Source organism: Lactococcus garvieae (genome assembly GCF_016027715.1).
Taxonomy (GTDB): Bacteria; Bacillota; Bacilli; order Lactobacillales; family Streptococcaceae; genus Lactococcus; species Lactococcus garvieae_A.
In genome coordinates this window covers 965,904-982,856 of the sequence record NZ_CP065691.1, presented here as the reverse complement: position 1 = coordinate 982,856, position 16,953 = coordinate 965,904, and the positions used below count along the sequence as shown (strand labels likewise).

The 16,953-nt window shown below is 38.7% G+C and carries 15 protein-coding genes; 12 read left to right on the top strand and 3 right to left on the bottom strand.

Annotation, left to right across the window (positions count from 1 at the left end):
• Positions 1 to 183: 183 nt before the first annotated feature.
• From I6G50_RS04880 to I6G50_RS04855, 6 genes are all read left to right on the top strand, one after another.
• Positions 184 to 993: a Cof-type HAD-IIB family hydrolase gene (locus I6G50_RS04880; protein WP_003135520.1), complete on the top strand. Its 810-nt coding sequence runs from the start codon at positions 184 to 186 to the stop codon at positions 991 to 993.
• Between the two features lie 8 nt (positions 994 to 1,001).
• Positions 1,002 to 2,306: a signal recognition particle-docking protein FtsY gene (ftsY, locus tag I6G50_RS04875; RefSeq protein ID WP_197909350.1), complete on the top strand. Its 1,305-nt coding sequence runs from the start codon at positions 1,002 to 1,004 to the stop codon at positions 2,304 to 2,306.
• A 139-nt stretch (positions 2,307 to 2,445) separates the two neighbouring features.
• Positions 2,446 to 3,417, top strand: coding sequence for a ribose-phosphate diphosphokinase (locus I6G50_RS04870; protein ID WP_003135518.1), 972 nt, complete (start codon positions 2,446 to 2,448; stop codon positions 3,415 to 3,417).
• Positions 3,418 to 3,451: 34 nt separating this feature from the next.
• A complete protein-coding gene (locus I6G50_RS04865) occupies positions 3,452 to 4,120 on the top strand; it encodes a helix-turn-helix domain-containing protein (RefSeq protein ID WP_197909349.1) in 669 nt (222 codons plus the stop codon).
• 95 nt (positions 4,121 to 4,215) lie between these two features.
• Entirely contained in the window at positions 4,216 to 6,696 is a 2,481-nt protein-coding gene (gene leuS / locus I6G50_RS04860; RefSeq protein WP_197909348.1) for a leucine--tRNA ligase, read from the top strand.
• A gap of 159 nt (positions 6,697 to 6,855) precedes the next feature.
• Positions 6,856 to 7,653 (top strand): alpha/beta fold hydrolase, encoded by a 798-nt coding sequence (locus I6G50_RS04855; protein WP_197909347.1) that lies wholly within the window; start codon positions 6,856 to 6,858, stop codon positions 7,651 to 7,653.
• Between the two features lie 24 nt (positions 7,654 to 7,677).
• On the opposite strand, the gene I6G50_RS04850 is transcribed toward I6G50_RS04855, so the two are convergent.
• Both I6G50_RS04850 and I6G50_RS04845 read right to left on the bottom strand, forming a co-directional pair.
• Entirely contained in the window at positions 7,678 to 8,853 is a 1,176-nt protein-coding gene (locus tag I6G50_RS04850; protein WP_197909346.1) for an AI-2E family transporter, read from the bottom strand.
• A 136-nt stretch (positions 8,854 to 8,989) separates the two neighbouring features.
• On the bottom strand, positions 8,990 to 9,343 hold the full coding sequence (locus I6G50_RS04845) for an iron-sulfur cluster biosynthesis family protein (RefSeq protein WP_197909345.1): 354 nt from the start codon (positions 9,341 to 9,343) through the stop codon (positions 8,990 to 8,992).
• A 232-nt stretch (positions 9,344 to 9,575) separates the two neighbouring features.
• Here I6G50_RS04845 and I6G50_RS04840 point away from each other — a divergent pair, with 232 nt between their 5' ends.
• On the top strand, positions 9,576 to 11,558 hold the full coding sequence (locus I6G50_RS04840) for an FAD-dependent oxidoreductase (protein ID WP_003135512.1): 1,983 nt from the start codon (positions 9,576 to 9,578) through the stop codon (positions 11,556 to 11,558).
• A 185-nt stretch (positions 11,559 to 11,743) separates the two neighbouring features.
• A complete protein-coding gene (menA, locus tag I6G50_RS04835) occupies positions 11,744 to 12,703 on the top strand; it encodes a 1,4-dihydroxy-2-naphthoate polyprenyltransferase (protein WP_197909344.1) in 960 nt (319 codons plus the stop codon).
• A gap of 49 nt (positions 12,704 to 12,752) precedes the next feature.
• On the opposite strand, the gene I6G50_RS04830 is transcribed toward menA, so the two are convergent.
• Complete coding sequence (locus I6G50_RS04830) at positions 12,753 to 14,285, bottom strand: class I adenylate-forming enzyme family protein (protein ID WP_197909343.1); 1,533 nt, start codon at positions 14,283 to 14,285, stop codon at positions 12,753 to 12,755.
• A 280-nt stretch (positions 14,286 to 14,565) separates the two neighbouring features.
• Between I6G50_RS04830 and sdaAB the strand changes: the two genes are divergently transcribed.
• The 4 genes from sdaAB (at position 14,566) to I6G50_RS04810 (ending at position 16,932) form a co-directional block, all read left to right on the top strand.
• On the top strand, positions 14,566 to 15,237 hold the full coding sequence (gene sdaAB / locus I6G50_RS04825) for an L-serine ammonia-lyase, iron-sulfur-dependent subunit beta (protein ID WP_081166462.1): 672 nt from the start codon (positions 14,566 to 14,568) through the stop codon (positions 15,235 to 15,237).
• 9 nt (positions 15,238 to 15,246) lie between these two features.
• Positions 15,247 to 16,119 (top strand): L-serine ammonia-lyase, iron-sulfur-dependent, subunit alpha, encoded by an 873-nt coding sequence (gene sdaAA, locus I6G50_RS04820; protein ID WP_081166464.1) that lies wholly within the window; start codon positions 15,247 to 15,249, stop codon positions 16,117 to 16,119.
• Positions 16,120 to 16,264: 145 nt separating this feature from the next.
• Positions 16,265 to 16,705: a CopY/TcrY family copper transport repressor gene (locus I6G50_RS04815; RefSeq protein ID WP_003135504.1), complete on the top strand. Its 441-nt coding sequence runs from the start codon at positions 16,265 to 16,267 to the stop codon at positions 16,703 to 16,705.
• Positions 16,706 to 16,722: 17 nt separating this feature from the next.
• Positions 16,723 to 16,932: a heavy-metal-associated domain-containing protein gene (locus I6G50_RS04810; RefSeq protein WP_081166467.1), complete on the top strand. Its 210-nt coding sequence runs from the start codon at positions 16,723 to 16,725 to the stop codon at positions 16,930 to 16,932.
• Positions 16,933 to 16,953 lie beyond the last annotated feature (21 nt).

Genomic DNA, 16,953 nt, shown 5'->3' with positions numbered 1-16,953 from the left:
TTGACGATAATGTTGATGTATCTTGAAGTTCCTTTCTCTAAATAATTATTTTCCCAATAAACTTATAAGTTCTACTCATAGTATTTATACGTAAAAAGATTGCAAGTTTCACTCTACAATAATAAAAGAACATCAGCTTATCTAAAACTGCTTTTCAACTTGCTTTTTTGATATAATATAAGCATGACAAATGATATAAAATTGATCGCTTTAGATCTTGATGGGACATTACTTAATAGTGCGAAGGAGATTTCTGCGCCAAATATTGAAGCTATCCAAGAAGCACGTCAGAAAGGAGTAGAGGTTGTCTTAACAACTGGACGTCCTCTGGCAGCTATTCAACCCTTTTTGAAAACTTTGCAGATGCTAGATTTTGAAGATTTTAGTATTACTTTCAACGGTGGTTTAGTTCAGCGCAATACGGGGGAGATTCTCTCTAAGAAAGTTTTGAGCTATGAGGATGTGCGTTTGATTAAACAAGAGACGGATGCGTTGGAAATCCCTTGTGATGTTCTTAGTGACGATATTGTTTATGTAACTGAAAGTGCTCGCCAGTCACAGTATGGCTTTATTAATAGTCTCTTAGAGTTTCATCCTGTAAAATTTGAACAGCTGTCTCAAAATGCTATCTATAACAAAATTGTTTCTTGTACAGATGCAACATTTCTTGATGCACAGATTCCGAAATTTCCGAAGACTTTATTTGAACAGTTTGAGATATTTAAAACACGGGATATTCTGTTAGAATTTATGCCAAAAGGTATAAACAAAGCCTTTGGACTTTCAAAACTCATCGAACAACTCGACTTAACCCCTGATAATGTTATGGCTATGGGCGATGAGGAAAATGATTTGAGTATGATTTCATGGGCAGGCTATGGTGTTGCTATGGGCAACGCGGTGCCGACAGTTAAGAATGAAGCAAATATTATATCAAGCTTTACAAATGATCAACATGCAGTAGCAGAAGTGATTCAAGAATATGTTCTATAGGAGGAAATATGGGCTTATTTGACCGTTTATTTGGTAAGAAGAAAGAAAATGAAGAAGTTGTTGAGACACATGTAGAAAATGTTGAGGAGACAGAAGAAAACGCGCAGACGGAAGAGGTGAAAGAACCTGTTACAGAACTTGTAGAAGCAGAGGTAACTCCTGAGCAAGCAGAAGACTATTTAGTAGAAACCGAGCCTGAAATAGTGGCTGAGCTTGAAGAATCTTCAACAGACACTGAGGAAACTCAAGAGCTATTTCAAGAAGAATCAAAGGAACTTGAAGAAGAAATCAAGGAAATTGAAGCTTCAGAAATAGAGTCTATCACTGAAGAAAAGGACGAAGAACAAGCTCCTGAAGTTGCAACAGAACCAGAAGTTGAAGAAAAAGAAACTAATATTGAAGAAAAGTATGACAAATCACTAGAGAAAACACGCAAGACTTTTGGACAACGTTTTAACGCTTTTTTGGCTAACTTCCGTTCCGTGGATGAAGAGTTCTTCGAAGAACTTGAAGAAACTTTGATTATGTCCGATGTTGGTGTGGACTTAGCTTTAGAGATTACTGAAGAATTACGGAATGAAGCAAAGCTTGCGAATGCAAAATCACAAGAGGCTCTTCGTCAGTTAATCGTTGAAAAAATCGTTGATAAATTTGATGATGAAAAAGTCCCTTCTAATTTAAATCTACAAGATGATTTAACTGTTTTTCTCTTTGTAGGAGTGAATGGGGTTGGTAAAACGACCACAATTGGTAAGCTTGCCAATCGCTACAAAAAAGAGGGTAAGAAAGTTCTCCTTGCGGCAGCAGATACCTTCCGAGCAGGCGCAATTGATCAGCTTGTCGAGTGGGGGAACCGTTCAGGTGTTCCCGTTGTGACGAAGCCTGCAGGATCTGATCCAGCCAGTGTTGTTTTTGATGCGGTAGTTAAAGCCAAGTCGGAATCTTACGATATTTTGCTGATTGATACAGCAGGTCGTCTGCAGAACAAAGATAATCTGATGAAAGAGCTTGAAAAGATTGGAAAAATTATTAAGCGTGAACTACCAGCAGCTCCACATGAAGTCATCTTGGCTTTGGATGCCACTACGGGGCAGAATGCCATCCAACAAGCTAAAGAGTTCAGTGCAGTAACACCAATAACGGGTATTGCTCTAACGAAGTTGGATGGGTCAGCTAAAGGGGGAATAGTTCTCTCGATTGTACAAAGCTTAAAAATACCTGTGAAACTTGTCGGACTTGGTGAAGGGATTGATGATCTTACTGATTTTGATGAAGAATTCTTTGTGCGCGGTTTATTTAAAGAGCTTATTTAAAAAGTGGCCATCAGTAATGATGGCTTTTTTATTGAGAAAAGGCTGGTTTTGTCTAAACTATCGGGACTTGAAAAAAAATGAAATTCACGATAAAATGGTAAGGTCTAATTAGAGAACTGTTTTATATAGAAAGGCAATCATGTCGTATTCAAATTTGAAGTTATTTGCACTCTCATCTAATCAAAAATTGGCTGAAAAAGTCGCAAAAGAAATTGGTATCCAAGTTGGGAAATCACGCGTGCTCACTTACAATGACGGGGAAGTCGAAGTCAAAATCGATGAAAGTATCCGTGGAGAACATGTATTTATCCTCCAATCAACAAGTGCTCCAGTTAATGAAAACTTAATGGAATTGTTGATTATGATGGACGCTTTGAAACGTGCAAGTGCTGCCTCAATCAATGTGGTAATGCCTTACTATGGCTATGCACGTCAAGACCGTAAAGCGCGTGCACGTGAACCAATCACATCAAAATTAGTAGCAAATATGATTCAAATCGCTGGCGCCGATCGCTTAATAACTTTTGACTTACATGCTGCTCAAATTCAAGGTTTCTTCAATATTCCTGTAGATCACTTGATGGGTTCTCCATTAATTGCAGATTATTTCCGCCGTCATGGGTTTGCAAACGGAGATGATTTAGTTATCGTTTCACCAGACCATGGTGGAGTAGGTCGTGCACGCAAACTGGCTGCTTTCTTAAAAGCACCAATTGCAATTATCGACAAACGTCGTCCACGCGCGAATGTAGCTGAAATCATGAATATTATTGGTGATGTTAAAGGGAAAAAGTGTATCTTAATTGATGACATGATTGATACAGCTGGAACAATTACATTGGCTGCCAATGCTTTGAAAGAACTTGGTGCCACTGAAGTTTATGCTTCATGTACACACGCTGTATTATCTGGCCCTGCAATTGAACGTATCGAAAGTTCAGGAATTAATAAACTTGTAGTCCTTGATACGATTGAGATACCAGATGAACGCCGTAGTGATAAGATTGTTGAAATTTCTATCGCTCCATTGCTTGCTGATGCAATCATCCGTATCCACGAAAAACGCCCATTATCGCCGCTTTTCGAATTGCACATCCCTACTGAAAATTAAGAGTAAAGTGGCCAGAAGGTCACTTTTTTGAAAAATGGAAATAGATAAGATAAAAGAACTTTACCGTGATATACCAGCAACTGAGCTAAACGAGCGGGAACGGAGTTTGGTTGCACTCCTTTCAACGACAAGTACGGATTTTTGGGATTTGCCCACAGGTCGTTTTCGTCTTTTACAGTTTTCTGTTTCTGATTTTTCAGAACTTGAAGAGAACTTACGCTTTATCTTACCCGATATAGTCAGACATGATGCTGAAAAACAGTTGGTTATTGAAAAGTATACAGGAAACAACTTAAGTAAGTCAGAGCTCTCAGATAGTTTACAAGTTTTATCTCAAGATATGGGAGAAAAAATTCAGTATTATATTGGAAGCTTTGTGCTAAACGATGAACTTCCTGACACCTATGAGGAGGAGTTACGCTTTTTTAGCCAAAACTCTCGTTTTAGTGAATTTACCATTTCGCAGGGGTTGAACTTAGTAGACAGCTTGTTGCTTGATAAGATAAAAGATGATTTACTTCAGAGTCCAGAAGACCAAGAACTGGTTCGGGCACTCTATAAAACGCATGGTAACCAAGCTGCTGCAGCAAAAATACTGTATGTACATCGAAATACACTACTTAACAAGATGAAAAAATATGAGCATAAATATGGTCTCCAGCTCAGTGGGAGTGATCTCGTCTTAGCCTTCAACTTGCTATAAGGTGCTAATCAAGAATGAAAAGCTTGGTAATTTTTTGGTATAATAGAATTTGATATTTGAAAAAAGAATTTATAAAAAACTTTAAGGAATGAAATATGGAATATAAACACACTGACATTGAAGCCAAATGGCAAAAATATTGGGCTGATAATAATACTTTCCGTACCGGAACAGACAAAAGCAAGCCAAAGTTTTATGCGTTAGATATGTTTCCTTATCCATCAGGAGCAGGACTACACGTAGGACATCCTGAAGGATATACTGCTACAGATATCCTTAGCCGCTACAAACGTGCACAAGGTTATAACGTTCTTCACCCAATGGGCTGGGATGCTTTTGGTTTGCCTGCTGAACAGTATGCTATTGATACAGGAAATGATCCTGTAGAATTTACAGCGAAAAACATTGCTACATTTAAACGCCAAATTAACAGTCTTGGGTTTAGTTATGACTGGGAACGTGAAGTAAATACCACTGATCCAGAATTTTACAAATGGACTCAATGGATTTTCACTAAACTATACGAAAAAGGCTTAGCTTATGAAGCAGAAGTAGCTGTAAACTGGGTCGAAGAGTTAGGTACGGCTATTGCCAATGAAGAGGTTCTGCCAGACGGTACTTCTGAGCGTGGAGGTTATCCAGTTGTACGTAAACCAATGCGTCAATGGATGTTGAAAATCACAGCTTATGCCGAACGTTTGCTCAATGATTTGGAAGACCTTGACTGGCCAGAGTCAATCAAAGAAATGCAGCGCAACTGGATTGGAAAATCAGTCGGTGCTGATGTGAACTTTAAGGTCGACGGAACAGAGGAGATGTTCTCTGTCTTTACGACACGCCCTGAAACGCTCTTCGGTTCAACTTTTACCGTCCTTGCTCCAGAACATCCATTAGTAGAGAAAATTACAACAGCAGAACAAGCACAGGCTGTTGAAGACTATAAACACCAAGCTAGTCTAAAGTCTGACTTAGCGCGTACAGATTTAGCTAAAGATAAGACAGGTGTGTGGACTGGTGCTTATGCGATTAACCCTGTAAATGGCAAGAAAATGCCAATCTGGATTGCAGATTATGTGTTGGCAAGCTATGGTCACGGTGCAGTTATGGCCGTGCCAGGTCACGATGAACGCGACTGGGAATTTGCGAAAGTCTATGATTTAGAAATTGTCCCTGTATTTGATGGTGGAAATGTGCAAGAAGCTTGCCATATAGAAGGTGGAAGAATTATTAATTCTGACTTCTTGAACGGTATGGAAAAAGAAGAAGCTATTGAAAAAATGGTTGCTTACCTTGAAGAAAAAGGTATTGGTTCACGTAAAGTAACCTATCGACTTCGTGATTGGCTCTTTAGCCGTCAACGCTATTGGGGTGAGCCAATCCCAATTATTCATTGGGAAGATGGAACAAGTACAGCAGTTCCAGAAAATGAGTTGCCACTTGTCTTACCAAAAACTTCTAATATTAAACCTTCAGGTACTGGAGAATCTCCATTGGCAAACCTTACGGATTGGTTGACTGTTACGCGTGAAGACGGTGTAAAAGGTCGACGTGAGACTAATACTATGCCACAATGGGCAGGATCTTCTTGGTATTACCTCCGCTATATTGATCCGAAAAATAGTGAAGCTATTGCGGATCCAGAACTTATTAAAGAGTGGATGCCAGTTGACATTTATGTTGGAGGGGCAGAACATGCGGTCCTCCACTTGCTCTATGCTCGTTTCTGGCATAAAGTACTCTTTGACTTAGGTGTTGTTCCAACAAATGAACCTTTCCAAAAACTCTTTAACCAAGGAATGATTTTGGGAACTTCATATCGTGACAGCCGTGGTGCTTTAGTTGCTACAGATAAAGTTGAAAAACGTGATGGTTCTTTCTTTAATATTGAAACAGGTGAGGAACTTGAGCAAGCACCAGCGAAGATGTCTAAATCTCTGAAAAATGTTGTCAATCCTGATGACGTTGTTCAACGCTATGGTGCAGATACCTTACGTGTATATGAGATGTTTATGGGGCCTTTGGATGCAAGCATCCCATGGTCTGAAGAGGGTCTTGAAGGCGCACGCAAGTTCCTTGATCGTGTGGTCCGCTTGTTGAATAACAGCACAATCACAGAGGAAAACGATGGCAGTTTAGATAAGGTTTACAATGAGACTGTGAAAAACGTTACAGAACGTTTGGACCATATGTTATTTAACACTGCTATTTCGCAATTAATGATTTTTGTTAACGCAGCGAATAAAGCAAAATCACTTCCACTTGAATATGCTAAAGGTTTTGTTCAGCTCTTAGCTCCATTTGCTCCTCATATTGCAGAAGAACTTTGGGTGGAACTTGGCAATGAAGCAGGGATATCTTATGTGGCATGGCCAACTTTTGATGAAAGTAAACTTATTGAAAATGAAGTAGAAGTTGTGGTACAAATCAACGGTAAACTCAAAGCAAAAGTCAAAGTTACAAAAGATCTGCCAAAAGATCAACTTGAAAAGGTGGCTTTGGACGCAGTTGAGATTGAAGGAAATATCGTTAAGGTTATTGCGATTCCAAATAAATTAGTAAATATTGTTGTAAAATAATTATCTATAAGAGTAAAGTTCTACGACTTTACTCTTTTTGTGCTTTAAACAGCTCTAAAGAAGCAAAAATACAGGATTATTTTACTATTTTTGCTACAATATGAATAGTTTTTGCTGCGAGTTATAGAACAGCAAAAAGTGAAGAAGAAAGAGAAAATAATGGCTTTTTATACAACAAATGACGGTGTTCAAATTAATTATCATAGCTACGGTGAAACAGAAAAGCAAGCTTTAGTCTTTATCAATGGCTACTCAGCGAGCGAGGTTACGTGGGCCTTTCAGGTGGATTTTTTCGTAGCAGCAGGCTATCGCGTCATTACTTATGATCATCGTAGTCATGGATACAGTCAGGATGTAGATTATGGAATGACCTTGCACCGCTTAGCGACTGATTTGGAAGAGCTTATGGTTTATTTGCAGTTAGAGAAACCAATTTTGATTGGTCACTCTATGGGAGCTGCAACTATTATGGCTTACGAGGAACTCTTTACGGACGCTAAATTGGCAGGAATAGTTACGGAGGATCAGGCCCCCACATTTATGAAATCAAAGGACTGGCTAGGTGGAAATACTGGTAAAACTCTGGCAGAGCTCTCTGATTTTATTAGAGATTTTCCACGTACAAAACTTACGAACCGCCAGCTAACTGATCAAGTTAAACGTGTACTGGGTAAAGGAATGCTACCCTTTAATTTTCAAAAACATCAAGCTTTATTGCAAAACGTAATCACCCAAGATTGGCGTCAAAACTTGACAAGAGAGCGCGTGCCTCATCTTTTCTTTGCAGGAGGACATTCGCCTATCTTCCCTGCAGAGCATGCACAGGCTGCACGGAATTTACAGCACAATGAACAGTCAGAAGTAAGTGTTTTTCCTGATTGTGGCCATATTCTGCATGTTGAAAATATTGAAGCATTTAATCAAAAACTCCTTGAGTTCATTCAAAAAATTGTATAAAAAAAGCAGAGTAATCTCTGCTTTTTAATTTGTATTGGAATTATTTTTTAGAGTGAGCTGAGCTTCCCGAGCAGTCAAATATTCTAAGAAAATTATTTTGAGTAAAGCGGCTACGGGAACTGCTACAAACATGCCCAGTATACCAAAATAAGCCCCGCCTAAAGAAATGGAAATGATGACGATAATAGGATTGACATTTAAAGCGCCACTCATTAGTTTGGGACCAATAATATTCCCATCGATTTGTTGCAGGATAATAAGCATGATAATCGTAATCATCCCGGCTTCTAAACCGCCAGTAAAAAATGCAATAATCATAGCAACAATCGAAGCAAAGATTGATCCAAAGTAAGGTATCATATTACCAATACCAATAAGTAAACCTAACGCAACAGCAAAAGGATTATGGGCGAGACCAGTAAAGTGTAATATGGTGAGTAATAAGGTTGATAAAATCCAGATAATACAGGCATCAAGGAATTGTGTGGAGATAAACTTATAGAAAATGATATCGGTTTGTCTGAGGTAATATTTGATGGTTTTCAGATGTTCTTGCTTGGTAGAAATACGACCGATACGTGAAATAATCTGTAAAATACTTTGCTTATAAAGTAAAAGATAGATGGAAATGATTATACCTACAACGACACGAAAGACCTGAGAAGCTAAGCTAAAAGTAAAGGTGCTAAGTGATTCAATGCTGCTTGTAATATAACGTGTAGCATCTTGAGCAGTAAAATTATTGACAAAATAGCGAAGAGAATCTTCAATATTAAAAATATTGTCCAACTCTTGGAACTGATTGCTATTTAACCAATGGGAAATATTTTGATAGATCGCCGGCAAGAGACGGATGAACTCTAGTAAGTTGGCAATAACTATGGGCACCAGATAATAGACAATAAAAAAGCACAGAAGTAGAAGAATCATATAAGTAATAAGGATGCTTATTTTTCTTGCTTGACGATGTATGAAGGGAGATTTCGCACGTTTTAGTAGTGATATTATACGAGTAGTAGGCTTATTTAAAAAATAAGCAATACCTGCTCCGATAAATAAGGGAGAGAGAACTTGTAAAAAAACTCCAATATTTTTAGTGATTACACCAGCATTCGATATAAGAGTGTAAAGAAAAAAGAGTACAATAAAGAAAAGTAAGCCGTTAAGCCAAAGGTTCCAATTGATTTTTATTTTTTCCATGGGAGATTTGTCCTTTCGGTTGACTTTAATTAAGACACTCTTTTTATTGTAATATCATTAGAAAATTCTGTCAAATGTTTTAAGAAAAAACATGGAAATATTTTCCATGTTTCTGAGATAAAGGGTTATATTTGTTTTAATTACTACGATAATCAACGATTTCAATATGTGGTGCTATTTTTTCACCATCCCCCATTATTTCAATCAAATGGTTAGGTGTAACACGGACTTGCATATTTTGGTCAAAATACATCTTCCCCCACGCTTTACAGTAAATATCGCCTAAGGGGGAAGAAATTTTTCCATCAAAAACCGAAGGAACTCCTCCTTTATCTACCGCAACAATCCGATACCGTGTAATACCACAGCAACTACTTAAAATTGTTTCATTACTTAAGGTATGGTCAAAGTCTAAAACAAAATCAGCAGGTTTATCACTAATCATAGCCATTAGCCGTTGAGTGACGTTCTCGTCAAATGTAATTTTCATAGGTATATTGTACTACGAAGAGATGCGAAATGCACATCATTCGTTTGTGATTATTTTTTCTTAAATTTAAATTTATTAAAGAATCAAAATAAAAAACTCATCAAAGTGGTTTTATTTGTTCTTTTATTCATGAAAAACTAACTTGCCCACTTTACAAAGCAGCATGAAAGCGATATAATGTTAGATGGAAATTTTTTTCATTATTATATTACTAGTAGGAGACCGATTTTAAATGACTAAGAAAAAAATCGTAGTCATCGGTGGTGGTGTTGCTGGGGTTCATGCAACACGTGAGCTTTCGAAAAAGCTTAAAGCAAATGCTGACATCACTTTGATTGACAAACACAGTTATCATACATCTATGACTCAACTTCATGAAGTTGCAGCAGGACGTGTGCCATTCACAACAGTTCAATACGACCTCCAAAAACTTTTGGGAAAACGTAAAAATGTGAGCCTTGTAACTGATGCAGTTGTCAGTCTTGATAAGGAAAACAAGAAGGTTATCACTGAACATGGAAGCTATGATTATGACTATGTAGTTGTAGCTCTTGGTGGGGAACCTAATGATTTTGGTGTACCTGGTGTTAAAGAACATGGTTTCACACTTTGGTCACTGGAAGATGCTATGCGCATCAAACGTCAACTTGAAACTGTTGTCCAATTTGGTTCAACAGAAGTTAATGACGAAAAACGTCGTGCACTTTTGACTATCTCTGTTGCCGGTTCAGGATTTACAGGTATCGAAATGGCTGGTGAATTGATTGACTGGCGTAAAAAAGTTTCAACAGATTGGAAAATTCCTGAGGAAGAAATCACAATCAACGTCGTTGAAATGATGCCAACAATCCTTAATACTTTGGATCGTAAGCAAGCAGATAAAGCACATGCATATCTTGAAAAGAAAAATGTTCATGTGTTGACAAACCACGGTATTGTTGAAGTGGCAGAAGACCATATCAAAGTAAATGTTGGCGGTCGCGATGAAGAAAAAGTTGCTAAAGAAATCCCAACACACACATTGATTTGGACTACAGGTGTCCAAGGGAATACAGCAGCTAAGACTAATCTGAATGAAACAGAACGCGGCCATCGTCTTCAAGCTAATGAATTCATGGAAGCTGTCGGTTATGAAGATAAAGGTATCTACGTAGCTGGTGACGTGTCTGGTTATATTGAACCAGATACTGGTCGTCCAACACCACAAATCGTTGAAGCGGCTGAGCAAACAGCTCACACAGCAGCTTCAAATATCATTGCTGATATCAATGGTGGCAGCAAACATAAACATGAAAGCAAATACCAAGGAACAATGGTTTCTATTGGTTCAACTTGGGGTGTTGCTAAAGTCGGAAGCATGCGTTTGACAGGCTTCTGGGCAATGCTGATGAAAAACATCGTTTACTTTATCTATACCTTGCAAATCCGTTCAGCACATTACTTCTGGCGTTATGCTATGGATGAAGTATTCCGTACAAAAGATGGCCGTAACTTCATGCGCGGTCACACTTCACGTTTAGGTAATGTTCTCTGGGCTGTACCCCTTCGTATCTTCTACGGTCTTGTTTGGCTGACAGAAGCGATGAAGAAAATTGTGGGTGAAGGTCAACTCTTCAATCCAACAACTTGGTTCGGTAAAGGTTCATGGTTTACAGACGACCTTAAATTCCCATTTGCTTGGTTGCAAGAAGTTCCTAAGCATGCCGATGCTGCTGCTGGCGCAACAGGCGAAGCTGCTACTAAAGCAGCAGATGCTGCTGCAGGTGCAACAGGCGCGGCTGCTAGTGGTGGAGCAGAAGCTGCTCACAAAGCAACAGAATGGGGACTCTCATACGCTTATGGAACAGATCCAATGCCCGTACTTGAAAAAGTACCACACTGGATGGAACCTATCTTTAAATTCATGATTCCAAATCGTGAAGTTGCTTTATTCATGCAAAAATTCATGTCTATCGTTGAAGTATTACTTGCTCTAGCGATTATCTTCGGTCTCTTTACTTGGATCGCTTCAGCAGTAACTGCAGCATTGACAGTAATGTTCGCTCTATCAGGTATGTTCTTCTGGGTAAACATTTGGTTCATCCCAGTAGCAATTGCCTTGATGAACGGTTCAGGACGTGCGTTTGGTTTAGATAAATGGGTTCAACCATGGATTCAAAAAATACTTACGCAGGTATGGTATGGTAAATCTCGTTCAATCTATAAAGGACGTTAATTTTAAAAATAGCTCGCTAGAGCTATTTTTTATTTCTGAAATTGATTCTTGAGCACTTATCCGCTATAATATAGATTGTTCATACTGTCTGGAAAAGATGAACACTCTAAGGAGAATTAAACGGCCAGTACGTTTGATTGCTCAAAAAACAGAGAAACCATAGTGAAGGATAACCTAAACGCTTTATGACATTAAAAACTTTTTTAGAACTTGTTGAAATTAAAACCAAAATTGCCAGCATATTTCCCTATATTATTGGCTTACTTTTTAGTCTGAGCTATTTTAAAACATTTAATCCTGGACTTTCACTCCTTTTTTTACTGGCTATGCTTATCTTTGATATGACGGTAACAGCGATTAATAATTATCAGGATTTTCAAAAAGCGAAAGATGAAATTTATCAACAACAAGAAAATATTATTGGTAAAGCCAATCTAGCTCCTCTTGTTGTCAGAAATTTGATATTGTTCATGGTCTTTGTAAGTCTGTGCTTAGGTTTCCTTTTGGCTTATTTTACGGGATGGCTCTTTTTGCTATTGGGTGGAATCGTCTTCTTTATCGGTGTTTTTTATACTTATGGTCCGATTCCTCTTTCTCGTATGCCATTGGGTGAGATCTTTTCTGGTGGAACGATGGGTTTTGGAATTTTTGCAATGGTGGTCCTCATCAATTGTGCAGAAAATCCCATCTTCAAACTTGATCTTAACTTTGCGGCAAATTCGTTTGTGCTTTCTGGAGATATGATGGGGGCTATAGCAATGGTTGTTGCGAGTTTACCTTTAGTCTTCACGATTGCAAATATTATGCTGGCTAATAACTTGCGTGATTTGGATACAGATATTAAAAACCATCGTTATACTTTAGTATATTATATTGGACGTAAACAAGGTATTCAGCTTTTTCAATTGCTTATGTACGGTGCGTATTTCTTCATTATTTTAGGTTTTTTTATTGGAATTTTTGAATGGCCAACATTACTGACTTTCCTTTCCTTTCCGATAATTCAGAAGAACTTAAAACAACATGCAGCAGAAGTCCCTGCTCCTCATAGCTTTGTTTATTCTTTAAAAAATATGGTTTTATTTAACAGCTCATATGCCTTGTCTCTCCTTCTGTCGCTTCTTTGGCAAGCAGTGACAAAATAACTTAAAAAAGGTAGTTTCCTCTTTGGAACTACCTTTTTGTATGCTGAGTTTATTTTTGACCTGCCGCAAGTTCACGTTCAAGAGCCAATCTTTGAACTTTCATTGTGGCTGTACGAGGGATCGCATCATAGTCCATAAGGAGAGGTTCATTTAGGAAAGGCATATCAATGATGGAAGACCACCAAGCTTTCCAGTCCATCTCTTTACCTTCGGCAAGCGCCAAAATAGGTTGAGGATGTCCAGAAGCATCACGGATAATAATTACTTCGTCCAGAAAGTCATGTTGGTCGAGGAGGAGATCTTCAATGGCTAAGTTTGATTCCACCTTGTCGATGAGATCCACTTGACGGTCATAGAGGAAGAGCACACCGTCTTCATCCATAATCCCCCAGTCACCTGTATCCCACCAGTCGCCATAAACTTCTTCAGCAAAACGACTGTCCTCTTTATAATAAGTTAATGCACGCCCTTTAGAGAGGAAATGAATATGACCAGGTGTGCCTGCCGGAACAACATTTCCGTCCGCATCAGTTACACGTGCTTGGGAGAGACCAGGCATACCGATACCCATTTCACGTGCATTTGTAGTAGGTAAGGTAGTAAGGCGATGTTTTTTCCAAATCATTGGGCCACATTCAGACTGACCATAGATTTGTAAGAAAACAGGATTTTCTTCTGTAGAAGCAGCGAGGAAAGTATGCATCGTATCTTTGTTAATCGCATCAAAAGTTGAGTGGAGATAACGAATAGAAGCAAAAGCCTCGGGTGTTTCTTTCACCACATTTGCCAAACGTACAAAATGGTTTGGATGTGTTTCGAACGCCGTAGGACGATATTTTTCAAACATACTAAGCACAGTATGTTTTTCTAAATTAGAAAGGGGCATAAGGTCAAAACCAAAAGTCATGGCTGAGGATATACCAATGTTAAAGCGGGAATGGACTGGTGAAATGTGGAAGGCTAACAGTGAAGACTTATCTGGCATCCAATCCATAACTGTACGCTGTAAGACCCAACGCCAGCCCATAGAATTAGCAGAGTGAGCGATCAGTTTCGGAATCCCAGTAGTACCTGATGTATGTGTGAGATAAGCGATATCATCTGTCGCTAGTTGTTGATTGCTCACCTCAGGGCTATTATTGTTTGAAGCAAAGTCAGAGACGAAGAGTTTGTGGCCTTTGTTTACATTTTTCAATTCATGAACGACGGAAGCTGTATCTTCATCAAAAATGAGCCAAGGATTTTCAAGACGAGCAGCAAGAGTATCCATTACTGGTATAGAAAAGTGATGGGAAATCATTGCAGGGATGGCCCCAAGATAAGACACAGCAATAGCAAGAAGGTAAGTATCAAAAGCACTTGATTTAAAAATAATTACCTTGTCTTCTTTTTTTATTCCTAAAGCTGCCAGATTATAAGCTTTTTGTAAGACTGCTTCGTGAACGCTTTGATAACTTGTCTCAAGCTCTAATTCAGGGAAAGCGTTTAACTTCTTGTCGAAAATAAAACGACTTTGGGGAAATTGTTGGGCCGATTCTTTGAAATTTACATAAAGATTCAGTGGTTTGTGTTGGAATTTCATAAAATATCTCTTTCTATTTTTCTAAAGTTTATTATATCACAAACTCATTCATCCAAATGAAGAAAAATAAATTTATTTTCTATTTTAATGAGTAGAGAATTGTCTGAAAAGTCTTAGTAAAATCGTAAAATTAGCAAACTTATCTTTTTGCTACAAATCCAGTTATAGATAGTATTGAAAGCGTATTAGTGTTATAATGACTTTAGAATAAATAGTTTCGTTTAATTAAGTCAAATAATTAAGCGGAAATGGCTTTGCTGAGCAAAGTTGCGGAGGAAATATGGAAAATTTACGTTACAAAAGTGTATTTGACATTATTGGCCCTGTGATGGTTGGGCCCAGTAGTTCACACACAGCAGGTGCTGCACGTATAGGTAAAATTATTCGCTCAATTTTTGGGGAATTACCTGACAAAGTAGAAATTCATCTCTATGAGAGTTTTGCTAAAACTTATCGTGGTCATGGGACAGATGTGGCGCTGGTTGCAGGAGTACTTGGTATGGATCCTGACGACCCACGGTTACGTGATGCCCCACGTATTGCTCATGAAGAAGGGATGGAAGTTACCTATGTTCCTCATCCTGAAGATAAGGCAGAACATCCAAACACCGCGCGTCTAATTTTAAAAAAAGGTAATCGTGACATGAGTGTCACAGGGATTTCTATTGGTGGCGGATTAATTCAAGTTACAGAGTTAAATGGTTTTGATATTTCGCTATCTGCAGGTATGCCGACCTTTGTAATCGTCCACCAAGATGCGCCAGGAATTTTGGCAAGATTGGGAGCTATCTTTGAAAAACATGATATCAATGTTGCGCAAATGAACCTCACCCGTGAAGCTAAAGGGGAAAAAGCAATCATGATTATGGAAGTTGATAGTGTCGATGTAGAAGAAGCTTTTGAGGAAATGAAACAAATTCCTAAACTTTCTGCTGTAAATTTCTTTAAATAAGGGGGAAGTATGTTTTCTAATGTAAAAGAATTGCTTGAAGATGCAAAATCATATCCATCAATCGCTGAATTGATGATTGCAGAAGAAATGGAACAAACTGGTGCCAGTCGTGAACAGATCATCGAAATGATGGAGCATAACCTAGCAACCATGATGTCTTCAATTGAAGAAGGATTATTGGGCCATAAGTCAACAACAGGACTCACTGGTGGTGATGCCAAAAAGATGGATGAATATATCAAATCAGGGAAAGCAATTTCAGGTGATGTAATCCTCGGCGCAGCGCGTGATGGTGTAGCTGTAAATGAGGTCAATGCCCAAATGGGACTAATCTGTGCAACACCAACCGCTGGCTCAGCCGGATGTTTGCCTGGTGTATTATCAGCAGCAACTAAAAAGTTAGGTTTGACGCACGAACAGCAAGTTGAATTTATTTTTACTGCTGGAGCCTTTGGTTTGGCTATTGCCAATAATGCAACCATCGCAGGTGCTGAAGGGGGCTGCCAAGCAGAAGTCGGCTCGGCATCAGCAATGTCCGCAGCAGCCTTGGTGATTATCGCAGGAGGTACAGGAGAACAAGCGGGCATGGCTTTAGCACTGACCTTGCAAAATATGCTGGGATTGATTTGTGATCCCGTAGCAGGGCTTGTTGAAATTCCCTGTGTGCATCGTAATGCCATGGGAGCCTCCCAAGCTATGATTTCTGCAGATATGGCTTTAGCCGGAGTTAAAACGGTTATTCCAGTGGATGAAGTTATAACATGTATGTATAATGTTGGGCGTTCATTGCCTTCTGCTCATCGAGAAACTGGTGAAGGCGGATTAGCAGCGACGCCAACAGGACGTGAAATCATGGAACGTATCTTTGGTGGTGAAAAATAACAAAGTGTGTATTATTAAAAAAACCTTTTTGAGGCTACGGCTTGCCTTAAAGGTTTTTTTTATTTATAATACAGAGTTGAGACTTGACATTTATAGTTTACAGTTGTAAACTATATGTATGATACTTAAATAGTAAGGAGCGCCAATGAACGAAACAGAATTTAATATATCTAATGCAGAATTGATTGTGATGCGTGTTATCTGGTCGCTCGGTGAAGCACGAGTTGATGAGATCTCTTGTCAAATTTCGCCCGATTTGGATTGGTCTTTAGCAACGGTTAAAACCTTGCTGGGACGCCTAGTGAAAAAAGGAATGCTAAGTACAGAAAAAGAGGGGCGTAAGTTTGTTTACCATCCTCTAATGGCAGAATGTACGGCTATTCAAATGATGGGACAGTCTTTGCTTGAAAAAGTTTGTGAAACTAAACAAGTAAAACTCTTAGCCGATATGATCGCCTTGTCTAACTTGACTGCAGAAGATGTAGCAAGCTTACAAGAAGCGTTGACAAATAAAGTAACAGTTCAAGAAACAACTTGTACCTGTTTAGAAAATTTTAATTCTTGCAGCTGCCAACATGCCAGCTGAGAAGGGGGAAGAAGGATATGGAAAAAGAAAAGTTTGAAATAAAAGGTATGACTTGTGATCACTGTGTGATGCACGTAACTTCAGCACTTGAAAACCTTGAAGGTGTAAAATCAGCTAAAGTTTCTTTAAAGAAGAACGAAGCATTAGTTAAATTTGATGCAGACATTACTCCTGTCGATCAAATGGCACTAGCTGTCAAAGATGCTGGTTACGAATTAGTAAGATAAGAGGACTGTCCCAGCGGACAG

Bases quoted from the DNA above. Each gene is read 5' to 3' on its own strand.
- I6G50_RS04880 (WP_003135520.1), top strand. From the start codon at position 184: ATGACAAATGATATAAAATTGATCGCTTTAGATCTTGATGGGACATTA.
- ftsY (WP_197909350.1), top strand. From the start codon at position 1,002: ATGGGCTTATTTGACCGTTTATTTGGTAAGAAGAAAGAAAATGAAGAA.
- I6G50_RS04870 (WP_003135518.1), top strand. From the start codon at position 2,446: ATGTCGTATTCAAATTTGAAGTTATTTGCACTCTCATCTAATCAAAAA.
- I6G50_RS04865 (WP_197909349.1), top strand. From the start codon at position 3,452: ATGGAAATAGATAAGATAAAAGAACTTTACCGTGATATACCAGCAACT.
- leuS (WP_197909348.1), top strand. From the start codon at position 4,216: ATGGAATATAAACACACTGACATTGAAGCCAAATGGCAAAAATATTGG.
- I6G50_RS04855 (WP_197909347.1), top strand. From the start codon at position 6,856: ATGGCTTTTTATACAACAAATGACGGTGTTCAAATTAATTATCATAGC.
- I6G50_RS04850 (WP_197909346.1), bottom strand. From the start codon at position 8,853: ATGGAAAAAATAAAAATCAATTGGAACCTTTGGCTTAACGGCTTACTT.
- I6G50_RS04845 (WP_197909345.1), bottom strand. From the start codon at position 9,343: ATGAAAATTACATTTGACGAGAACGTCACTCAACGGCTAATGGCTATG.
- I6G50_RS04840 (WP_003135512.1), top strand. From the start codon at position 9,576: ATGACTAAGAAAAAAATCGTAGTCATCGGTGGTGGTGTTGCTGGGGTT.
- menA (WP_197909344.1), top strand. From the start codon at position 11,744: ATGACATTAAAAACTTTTTTAGAACTTGTTGAAATTAAAACCAAAATT.
- I6G50_RS04830 (WP_197909343.1), bottom strand. From the start codon at position 14,285: ATGAAATTCCAACACAAACCACTGAATCTTTATGTAAATTTCAAAGAA.
- sdaAB (WP_081166462.1), top strand. From the start codon at position 14,566: ATGGAAAATTTACGTTACAAAAGTGTATTTGACATTATTGGCCCTGTG.
- sdaAA (WP_081166464.1), top strand. From the start codon at position 15,247: ATGTTTTCTAATGTAAAAGAATTGCTTGAAGATGCAAAATCATATCCA.
- I6G50_RS04815 (WP_003135504.1), top strand. From the start codon at position 16,265: ATGAACGAAACAGAATTTAATATATCTAATGCAGAATTGATTGTGATG.
- I6G50_RS04810 (WP_081166467.1), top strand. From the start codon at position 16,723: ATGGAAAAAGAAAAGTTTGAAATAAAAGGTATGACTTGTGATCACTGT.